At 59.7% G+C, this 11,201-nt stretch carries 4 protein-coding genes; 3 read left to right on the plus strand and 1 reads right to left on the minus strand.

From position 1 onward, the window contains the following. Positions 1-73 precede the first annotated feature (73 nt). Complete coding sequence (locus ACM64M_RS10060) at positions 74-2,326, minus strand: penicillin acylase family protein (protein ID WP_416228552.1); 2,253 nt, start codon at positions 2,324-2,326, stop codon at positions 74-76. 151 nt (positions 2,327-2,477) lie between these two features. On the opposite strand from ACM64M_RS10060, the gene clpB reads away from it, so the two are divergent. The 3 genes from clpB to ACM64M_RS10075 all read left to right on the plus strand — a co-directional run bounded on the left by clpB (position 2,478) and on the right by ACM64M_RS10075 (position 11,006). Continuing rightward, the gene (gene clpB / locus ACM64M_RS10065) at positions 2,478-5,054 is read left to right on the plus strand and encodes an ATP-dependent chaperone ClpB (protein ID WP_416228553.1); all 2,577 of its coding nucleotides are present in this window, start codon (positions 2,478-2,480) and stop codon (positions 5,052-5,054) included. 368 nt (positions 5,055-5,422) lie between these two features. After that, on the plus strand, positions 5,423-8,851 hold the full coding sequence (locus tag ACM64M_RS10070; protein WP_416228554.1) for a TonB-dependent receptor domain-containing protein: 3,429 nt from the start codon (positions 5,423-5,425) through the stop codon (positions 8,849-8,851). Between the two features lie 157 nt (positions 8,852-9,008). After that, entirely contained in the window at positions 9,009-11,006 is a 1,998-nt protein-coding gene (locus ACM64M_RS10075) for an alpha/beta hydrolase family protein (RefSeq protein ID WP_416228555.1), read from the plus strand. Positions 11,007-11,201: the final 195 nt, after the last annotated feature.

The raw sequence follows: 11,201 nt of genomic DNA on the forward strand, positions 1-11,201 counted from the left end.
CGCTGAACCGCCTGCGATCAATAAGTAAGCGCCGTTGTCCGACAAAACGCGCTTTTGCGCCGACAAGTTCCATTCAGCGGGTATTGGTGACCCGGCGGGTGCTGGTGGCATGTTTGCGCACGTCCTCTTCCCAAAACCGCACCGGTTTCAGCGCGTGATCGACAAACAGCTGCATCTGATCGGTGTAATGCGGGCTATCTGGCCTGGTTGTCGCCGCACCGAACGGCTGGACCGATTCCGAGCGCACCCGCCCGCCGTCAGCGGGCCATTCGACCCATTGGATAAAGCTGTCGCCATGGACGAGGCTCAACCGCCCGTCGTCCTGCACTTCCCATGTGGTCGAGGCGCGCAAAGTGTCCGATCCGCCATCCAGCGGCAGATCGACATCCCCCTGACGCAGCCGCAGCAGGTCCGACATGGGCGGGTCAATCCGGCCAAAATGCGTCATGAGATGGGTCCGCTTTTCCAGCAGATATTCGGCCGCATCGGGCATCTCATCCGGGTTTTTGTTGTTGTATTCAGCGCTCATGAAATCGCGGATCATCAGCAGCGCAATCGCATCGGCTGCGCCTTTATTGTCGGCGGTGAAATCCCATGTAAGCAGCAGGTCGCGCGCCTCGGCAAGTTCGGCATTGCCGGTCACATCCAGCTTTTCCGCCGCATCAAACAGGTCAGCGACATAGCCTGCGCGTTCATAGGCAGTGTCGTATTTGATCCGTTCCAGCGCCGCCCGGTCAAGCGGCCCTTCAGCCGCGCTCAGCAGCGCATAGGCGCGGCGCGACCGGTTGGTCTGTTTGCGCTCAATTCCCAGCACCGGAGAGAAATCCGAAGGGTCAAGATCGCTGCCCGCGCCCGCCGCAGTAAAGGGTTCGTTGTTGGAATTGTACAGCCAGCCCGAGGCTGGGTTGATCAGCTTGGGTATCTCCGCATAATCGACAGTGCCTTCCCAAATCAGATCACTGCGCGTTCCATCAAGGATGCCGCGCCAGTTCGCCTGCACAATGTCCAGATCGGGACGGTCGGGGATCGCGGCATTGTAGACATAGGCGATGTTGCCCGCCTTGTCGGCATAAAGGAAATTGGTCGATGGGATCGCCATGCGCGCAATTTGCGCCTGCCATTCCTCCAGCGTCTTGGCCTTGTTGATGCGGTAATAGGCGTCGAGCTGCGCGACGCTGTCCATCCCGCCGTAACGGATGGCGAAGTAACCCTTGTCGTTCTTGATCACCGGGCCGTGAACGCTGCGATAGATTGTGCGGCGAACGGGCAGGGTGATCGGCCCCATCTTGACCGGCAAGGTGACCGTTTTCGTTTCCAGATCCATCCACTTATCATCGAGCCGGTACTGCGTGCCCGCTTCGTTCACCTCCAGCTGATAGATGTCGGCCATATCCGGGCGGTTGACGGTGTTGGTCCAGCCCAGATCCTCATTATGACCAAGGAAGGGAAACGGCGATCCGGGGAAGTTCGCGCCAGTAAAATGCCAGCCTTCGCCCGATTGCACGCCGAGTTCGTACCATGCCACGCCGCCGCGCAAAGGCTGATGCGAATTGGATATCAGCGTCGTGGGACCGCCCGATCGTTCCGGGCTGACCGCCCAGGCATTGGAGCCGAGATGGTCGGCATCCTCGCCCCATGGCAGCACCAGATTTCGCATGGCCACGTCGCCCGCTTCTGCAACCTCGTCTGCGGTTGCCGGGGCGTCCGGTTCGTTGCCCGATCCGTCGTGCGGAAAGCCGGGAATGTCGGGGCCAAATTCGCGCCGCAATTCCTCGCCTGCAACCAGCGGCCCCACGACATTGCCTAGCCCGTAGAAAAACGGCTGACGCAGCACGAAGCCCGCCGCAATATCGGTGCCATTGACCGGAAACAGATTGCCCAATTTGACCTCATCCGGGTGTTCTTCAGCATATTGGTTGAGCCCGGCGGCATAGGCTTCGAATAGGGCGCGCGTGTCGGCGGGGAGTTCGGGATATTTGCGTTCCGCCGTGCCGCGTGCATCGAGCAAGTGATAGACGAAATCAAACGTCGCGCCGTCCTCGCCAGCGATTGCGCCGTAACGCCCCTTGGACATGGCGGCGACATCTTGCAGCGTGAAAAAATCATCCTCGGCATGCGCGATGGCGACGCCGTATGCGACGTCTGCATCGGTTTCGCCATAGATCATCGGCACGCCAAATTCGTCGCGGACTATCTCTGCGGAATATTCGCGATATTCGGGCGCGGTGCTGGTTGGGGCGAAAAACGGCTCCCACGTCGCCAATGCGATAAACACAGCAACCAACACCGCCACAAGCGCGATCGCGCCGCCTTTAAGCCATTTCATTATGAGTCTCTCCAAGCTCTCTTGGCGCGACAATCGCTGCGGGCGGGGGGCGCGTCAAGCAGGGCTTGCAAAGATGCATTCCAGACCCACCTAGTCGGGTAACACACCGGCGCGGCGCTCTGCGCTTCGCTTCGCCTCACAGGGGACCGCGATGAACCTCGAAAAATTCACCGACCGTGCCAAGGGCTTTCTGCAAGCCGCGCAGACCGTGGCAATCCGCATGAACCATCAGCGGATCACGCCGCTGCATCTGCTAAAAGCTCTGCTTGAAGACAGCGAAGGCATGGCCGCCGGATTGATCCAGCGCGCCGGGGGCGAGGCGGCGCTAGCGGTGAGTGCGGTGGATGCGGGGCTGGCCAAGATCCCTGCAGTCACGGGCGGTGGGGCGCAGCAGACGCCGGGGCTGGACAATGACAGCGTGCGAGTGCTCGACAGCGCCGAACAGCTCGCAGACAAGGCAGGCGACGCCTATGTTACGGTCGAACGGTTGCTGACCGCGCTCGCCATGGCCCCCGATTCCACCCGCGATGCGATGAAAGCGGCAAGCATCACTCCGCAAAGCCTCAATTCCGCGATCGAAGACCTGCGCGGCGGCAAACGCGCCGACAGCGCCAATGCCGAGGCCAATTACGAGGCGATGGAGAAATTCGCCCGCGACCTGACGCAAGCAGCGCGCGACGGGAAGCTGGACCCAGTGATTGGCCGCGACGAAGAAATCCGCCGTACCGTGCAGATCCTCGCCCGCCGAACCAAGAACAACCCTGCGCTGATCGGCGAACCCGGCACCGGCAAGACCGCAATCGCCGAAGGCCTCGCGCTGCGTATTGCCAATGGCGACGTGCCCGACAGCCTCAAGGGCCGCACCTTGATGAGCCTCGATATGGGTGCGCTGATTGCAGGCGCGAAATATCGCGGCGAATTTGAAGAACGGCTGAAAAGCGTGCTCGACGAGGTCAAGAATGCGGACGGGCAGATCATCCTGTTCATCGACGAGATGCACACGCTGATCGGGGCCGGCGCAAGCGAGGGCAGTATGGATGCCTCCAATCTGCTCAAACCAGCCCTGTCGCGCGGCGAATTGCACTGCATCGGCGCGACCACGCTGGATGAATACCGCAAATATGTCGAAAAAGACCCCGCGCTCCAAAGGCGTTTTCAGCCGGTTTATATCGAGGAACCTTCGGTCGAGGACACGATCAGCATCCTGCGCGGGATCAAGGACAAATACGAATTGCACCACGGCGTGCGGATCACCGACAGCAGCATTGTTGCCGCGGCGAAGCTTTCCGACCGCTATATTCAAGACCGGTTTCTGCCCGACAAGGCCATCGACCTGATGGATGAAGCCGCCAGCCGCATCCGCATGGAGGTGGAAAGCAAGCCCGAAGAAATTGAGGCGCTCGACCGGCGGATCATCCAATTGAAGATTGAGGAAAGCGCGCTCGCCAAGGAAGACGATGCCGCGTCGCAGGACCGGCTCGCCAACCTGCGCAAGGAATTGGCCGAGCTGGAACAGCAGAGTTCCGAACTCACCACCCGCTGGCAGAACGAGCGCGACAAGATCGAGGCCGAGGGCAAGATCAAGGAAGAGCTCGACCATGCGCGCCTCGAACTGGAACAGGCGCAGCGCACCGGCGATCTCGCCCGCGCGGGCGAGCTGTCCTATGGCACCATTCCGGAGCTGGAGAAGCGCCTTGCCGCGGCCGAGGACCTCACCGAAAACGCATTGCTGCGCGAGGAAGTGACCGAGGAGGACATTGCCAGCATCGTCAGCCGCTGGACCGGCATCCCGATCGACAAGATGATGGAAGGCGAGCGCGACAAACTGCTCGCTATGGAACAGCTGCTGGGTAAGCGCGTGATCGGACAGGAACAGGCGATTGTCGCTGTGTCCAAGGCCGTGCGCCGCGCGCGCGCCGGTTTGCAGGACCCGAACCGCCCGCTTGGCAGCTTCCTGTTCCTCGGGCCCACCGGCGTCGGCAAGACCGAACTGACCAAGGCGCTCGCCGAATTCCTGTTCGATGATGACAGCGCGATGGTCCGCATCGACATGAGCGAATTCATGGAGAAGCATTCGGTCGCCCGCCTGATCGGCGCGCCTCCGGGCTATGTCGGCTATGATGAAGGCGGGGTCCTTACCGAGGCGGTGCGCCGCCGCCCCTATCAGGTGGTGTTGTTCGACGAGGTCGAGAAAGCGCATTCGGACGTCTTCAATGTGCTGCTGCAGGTGCTCGACGATGGACATCTGACCGATGGACAGGGGCGCAAGGTTGATTTTTCCAACACGCTGATCATCCTTACCTCAAATCTGGGGAGCCAGTATCTCGCCAGTCTGGGCGACGATCAGAAGGTGGCCGAGGTAGAGGACAAGGTGATGGATGTGGTGCGCGGCCATTTCCGCCCCGAGTTTCTCAACCGGCTGGATGAGATCATCCTGTTCCACCGGCTGGCGATGGAGCACATGGCGCCGATCGTCGAAATTCAGGTCAAGCGGGTGCAACGGCTGCTTGATGACCGTAAGATCAGGCTTGATCTGACCGATGCGGCGCTGCGTTGGCTGGGCCGGGTCGGATATGATCCGGTTTACGGCGCACGACCGCTGAAACGGGCAGTGCAGCGCTATTTACAGGACCCGCTCGCCGAAATGCTGATCGAGGGCAAGGTGAGCGACGGAGCCGTGATCAAGGTTGACGAAGGCGACGGTCAATTGGAGATCGCGGTCGGATGATCACGCAAGTTTCTGGTATTCTGCGGTGCGAGGGCGCGGCGTAATATTCTGACTCAATTTTGATCGTTTTGATAAGCGTTTTGAATCATTGCGCGAAGCCTCCCATTCTTATATTTTTCGCAAAGCGCAGCAATTATGATGTTGCACTTGCGAAAAGCGGTTTGTGGGATTCGCGCAACACACCCCCGAAAAGTGGCCGTAACCTGAACGTCTCATTTACATCATTCCTGCGCTATTGCACACATCCGACACCGCAGGGGCTTTGTCTTGACTCCAATTAGGGGCGCTTCCGCGTGCATCGGGTAAATGCACGCTGGCAAGCGGATTGGTTCGAGACTTAGGCTCTGGTTGTCGCAACTGGAGTGATCATGAAGAAATTTCACAGCAATTCGATGAAGGCTCTGGCCTTTTCCGCATCGGCCATCGCCTTCGTTATGGCGGGCCCGGTGAACGCTCAGGATACGGGCGAAGAAGGTCAGGAAACCGCAGAGGAAGAAGAGGAAGAGCAGGTCCAGGTGGCGACCGATGCTTCGGGTCAGGCCACACAGGGCCAGGGTGGCATCACCGTGACCGGTTCGCGCATTGTTCGCGACACTTACAGCTCAATCTCGCCCTTGCAGATCCTCACCACCGAAAATCAGCAGTCAGTGGGTGCATTCGACCCCGCGCAGATCCTGCAACGTTCGGAAGCCGCCGCCGGTCAGCAGATCGACGCGACCTTCCAGGGCTTCGTGCTTGACAACGGCCCGGGATCGCAAACGATCAATCTGCGCGGTCTGGGTGCAGGCCGTACGCTGGTTCTCGTTAACGGCCGCCGCCTCTCACCTGCCGGTGTGGAGGGTGCGCCATCGAACCCGTCGATCAACCTTATTCCATCGTCGCTGGTCGATCGCTATGACCTGCTGACTGACGGTGCATCGTCGGTTTACGGTTCGGACGCCGTCGCCGGTGTTGTGAACGCCATCCTGCGCAAGGATTTCGACGGCCTCGAACTGCAGGCCAATGGTGACATCAACCCGCAGGGCGGCGGTGAGGATTTCACCGTCAGCGCGGCCTGGGGCTTTACCACCGACCGGGCTGTGTTCGGCATCGGTGCGGAATGGCGCCGGACCGATGAGATTTTGCTCAGCGACCGCGATTTCCTTGCGGGTTGTGATCGTCACTATGAAATCGATCAGAATGGCAACATCCTGACCCAAGACGTGGCGTCGAATGCCATCAACCTTGATGACAGCGGCGGCCTTGTCGGGACTTCGGTGCAGCCTTGTAAAATTGGAGGGATTGTCGGGCGTATTCAGGCTAACCAGACTCGCGTTGGTTCGATCTATTTCGACAATCGCGATTTCGGCCTTGGCGTTCCCGGCAACACCGGCATCCCGTTCTTCTCCGAATCTAACAATGCATTTGGCTTGCCGGTCGATGCTGATGGCGATGGGTTGCAGGACGTCGATTTTGCCTTGGTGAACACCAACGGCGCTGAGCCGAACGCCACCTTCATTCCCCAGCAGGATGTCTACAACGTCTTTGCCTATGGTGAATATACGTTCCCGGGCGATGCGAATATCACTCCGTTCTTCGAGGCGGGTTACACCCGTTCCGAAGTCGCAGCGGACAACACCGGCACGCCGCAGTTCTTCCCTTGGGTGCCAGCACAAAACGCGTTCAACCCTTGCAACATCGACACCAACCCCAACGGCGTAGACTGCCGTGACGCGGATAACGTGTTCAATGGCCTGGTTCCTGGGTCGCCCTTTGCCGCTTTTGCGTTGCCTACCGGCACTTCGGTTGCAACCCGTCCAATTCCCGCTGTTCGCGGAGACCGCAACAATATCGATGTGGTTCAGGAACAATATCGCGGCGTGCTCGGTGTGCGCGGCGATCTGCCGTTCATCGGTTCGTCCTGGACCTTTGAAGTTGCAGGCGTCTATTCGCGTTCGGAAGGGTCCTCGGTTCGCCGCGGCATCCGTGAGGACCGCTTGGCAGTCGCGCTCGGGATTGACCCGACGGCTGATTTTGACGGAGACGGCGTAGTCGACAATGACGGCGATGGCATTGCCGATGATTACAACAGCCAGGTCGTGTCACCGCTGCTCGCTGGCGGGCCTTGCGATACTTCGAGCTTCGCCAATCCGGGACTCGCGCCGGCTGACTTGCTGACTGGCTGCGTGCCCGTCAATTTGTTTGCCGCTTCGCTTTATCAGGGTGTGGTGGGCGATTTCGCCACGCAGGCAGAGCGTGACTATCTGTTCGGCGTCCGCAGCTTTGACACCACCTACGAACAGATTCAGCTGTCCGGCTTTGTCACTGGCGATCTGATCGAACTGCCCGCAGGTCCGGTCGGAATCGTGCTTGGTGCCGAATGGCGCGAAGATACGATTGATTCGCAGCCTGACTTTGTAGCCTCAAACGGACTTTTCTGGGGCTTCTTTGCCGATGGCGGCGCAAGCGGTTCCAAGTGGATCCGTGAAGCCTTTGGTGAGCTCGACATTCCGCTGATGGCGGGTGAAACTTTGGTCGAGGAACTGACGGTCAACGTTTCGGGCCGTATCACTGACGAAGAGTTCTACGGCACCAACGGCACGTTCTCGCTCAAGGGCGGCTGGCGTCCGGTTCCGCCGCTCCTCTTCAAGATGAGCTACGGCACTTCGTTCCGCGCACCAAACCTGCGTGAAAACTTCCTGCGCAACCAGTCAGGCTTCGGCAATATTTTCGATCCCTGTGCGGTGCCCGCAGCGGCGTTCGATTCGCTTGGTGGCGGGTATGATGCGTCACAGGACGAACGCGATCCGCAGGTTCTTGCAAACTGCATCCGTGAAGGTCGTGACCCTACCAGCGTCGGTATCGACGCCGCCGGGACCAACACAATTTCACAGACCAGCACGCAAATCTTCACCGGCGGCAGCCTGGATATCGATCCTGAAACATCGCGTTCGATCACCGCAGGTTTCGCCTTTGAGGAAAGCTTCCCCAGCGGTTTTGATGTCGCGTTGAATTTCAACTACTTCGACATCAAGCTGAAGGACTCGATCGTCGAGCCAAGCTCGCAGTTCATCGTGAACGACTGCTTTGCGCGCACCGAATCAGAGCGCAGCCCGTTCTGTGATCGTGTCGAGTTCAGCGGCCTTGCTGCGGACCGTTTCCTGATCAACCAGATCAATTCTGGCTTTATCAACCTTGAAACAGAATCGGTTCGTGGTCTCGATTTGAATGCGACCTTTGGTTACCCAGTGACTCTGGGCGGCGAAGTGTTCGACCTCCAACTCAATTTCGTGGCGAACCACCTGATTGAACGTTCGACAACGACTGTCGCTGACGACGGGACTGCTGACACCACTGATTTTGCTGGTCGTTTCGGTTTCCCAAGCTGGACCGGTCGGGCAACCTTCAATGTCGATTGGAAGGACTTCCGTTTCACATGGCAGACCCGCTACATCGGCGATGTGGCTCAGGACCCTGTGGGGGTTGACCCATTCTCCGATGCATTCGGTAACGGACCCGATGGCCTGCCCACCGGCTTCTTCGCCGATACTTGCACCGGCGGCGGCACTGCAACGGTTCCGGGGGACGGCGTGTTCTGCCGCGACGTTGGCTTTGCCGAAGAATACTTCGTCCACACCGCGTCGGTGCGTTGGGACAATGGCGATTTCCGTATCATCGCGGGCGTTCGGAACATCTTCAACGAAGATCCACCGCTGATCGACACCAACGAAGTGTTCGGTATCGCCAACACTCCGATTGGTAACGGTTACGATCTTGATGGCCGTGAATTCTTTGGCCAGGTTCTATACCGCTTCTAAGCGAATAAAGGATCGATCAAGCCTAAAATCAGCGGCTCCTCGGCACTTGCCGTGGGGCCGCTTTTTTGTTTATTCTGCTCCCATGCGGGTCTGCCGATTTGGAGGTGACGCAAAGCCGCAGGGGATTAACTGGAAATCCAACGGGAAGAATAAAGCCATGAACCTTTTGAAAAAGCCGCTGATGGCGGCAATGCTCGGCGTTTCAACGCTTGGCCTCAGCGTCGCTGCGCCCTCCGCCACGCAAGCAACGTCATCCGTTCCCATCGACGTTTGGGCGCTGCGCGATGTGGTGAACGCGGTGCAGATCTCGCCCGACGGGCAGCACCTGCTGGTCCACATCAACCCGAGCCGCGAAGGCGAATATTTGCTGCAGATCTACAAAACCAGCGATCTCAGCACGCCCTATCGCACGCTCAACGCCGATCCGATGGAGATCATCAGCGCGCAATGGGTCAGCCCCAATGTGATCGTCGGCAACGCCTGGGAAATCAAACGCGAAACCGTGCGCCGTCAGGAAGACGACACGCGCAATTACGCGACCTATTTCTACAATCTTGAGCGCAACAAATTCAGCCAGGTCGATGGCAATCTGGCGGTGATCAATACCCTGCCCGATGAACCCGACGAAGTGCTGGTTGCTGCGGCGGAATCGGTCGCCGACCTCGGCGTCGACCCATTCGCGGCGTTCCGCCCGCGCTCGTTTTACCGGCTGAATCTGAAAACCGGCAGCCAGTCGCTGGTGATGCGCGGCACGTCCAAATACGGCAACATTATCTTCGATAATAAGGGCAATCCGCGCTTTGCGATCGGCCAGGAATCTGACTTCACGGTAAGGACCTATTACCGTAAGCCGGGTGACGGTTCTTGGACGCAGTTCGGCACGGTCTACGATCAGAACGATCACGAGAACCTCTACCGCTTCCTCGCCGGATTTCAGGGGCTGGCGCATATCGACCCTGAAAACCCCAACCTCGGCTATATGATTGAAGCACGCAACGGGGCCGACAAGGCATCCTTGTGGGAGTTCAATTTCGAAACCGGTGAATACGGGCGCGAGGTTTTTTCGGCACCGGATGCCGATGTCATGTCGATCGGCACGCATTCAATTCCGGGCAGGGACACGCTTGCCTATGCGCAATATCCAGGCGCAAAATGGGAACGCCACTGGTTCGACGCCGAAGAGCAGGCGCTGTATGAAGCGCTCGAACAGCAAATCCCCTATGCGCATCAGATCAACATTTCGAGCCGTTCGTATGACGGGCGCACGATGGTGGTGAGCAATCGCGGGCCGAAAGACCCCGGTTCATTCTGGCTGGTGAAGGACGGTCAGCTTGCCAAGCTCGGTAGCCGCAACCCGCTGCTCAATCAGGAAGCGCTCGCGGATGTTGAGTATATCCGTTACCCCGCGCGCGACGGGATGATGATCCCCGGCTATGTGACCAAGCCGCAGGGCGAAGGGCCGTTTCCGCTGATCGTGCTGCCCCACGGCGGGCCGCACGTGACCGAAGTCATCAGCTATGACGAATGGGGCCAGTTGCTGGCCTCGGCGGGATATATGGTGCTGCAACCGCAATACCGGATGACCGTCGGCTGGGGCAAAGCGCATTTTGACGGCGGATACGGCGAACATGGCGGCAAGATGCAGGACGACAAGGATGACGGCGCGCTCTATCTGGTCGAGCAGGGTCTGGTCGATCCTGATCGGATTGCGATGTTCGGTTGGTCCTATGGCGGTTATGCGGCGCTCGTTTCTCTGAGCCGTGAGCCACAGATTTACCAATGCGCGATTGCCGGCGCGGCGGTGGCTGATCCGGCCAAGACCTATCGCCTTGGCGCGGGCCGGGCGGGCCGCATTCCTAAGGCGCTGAACGATTGGGCCGAACGGCGCGGAACGATTGGCATCAATCCGATCCAAGAAGTCAGCAAGGTCAATATCCCGCTGCTGATGGTCCATCCCGAAGATGACAGCCGCGTGCTGTATTACCACTTTGAGGATTACAAGAAGGCGTTTGAGGCTGCGGGCAAGACCGGCGAATTCGTGACGCTGGAGGACGCCGATCACTTTTACCGGACGCTGATGTATACGCACCAGCAGCAATTCTACACCAAGATGCTCGACTATCTTGCCAATGATTGCGGGCCGGGCGGGCTGTAAGGCGCGCGCAAGGCGGGGCTGCACACGCGGCCTACCCAAGAGCCAAAGAAAGGGGGCCCCCCCCCCCCCGGGGGGGGGGGGGGGGGGGGGGGGGGGGCCCCCCCCCCCCCCCCCCCCCCGGGGGGGCGCCGCGGCGGGGGGGGGGGGGGGGGGGGGGCCCCCCCGGCGCCGGGGCCGTGGTTGGAGGCCCGGGGG

This window comes from Qipengyuania sp. ASV99, from assembly GCF_047872805.1.
Classification (GTDB): domain Bacteria; phylum Pseudomonadota; class Alphaproteobacteria; order Sphingomonadales; family Sphingomonadaceae; genus Erythrobacter.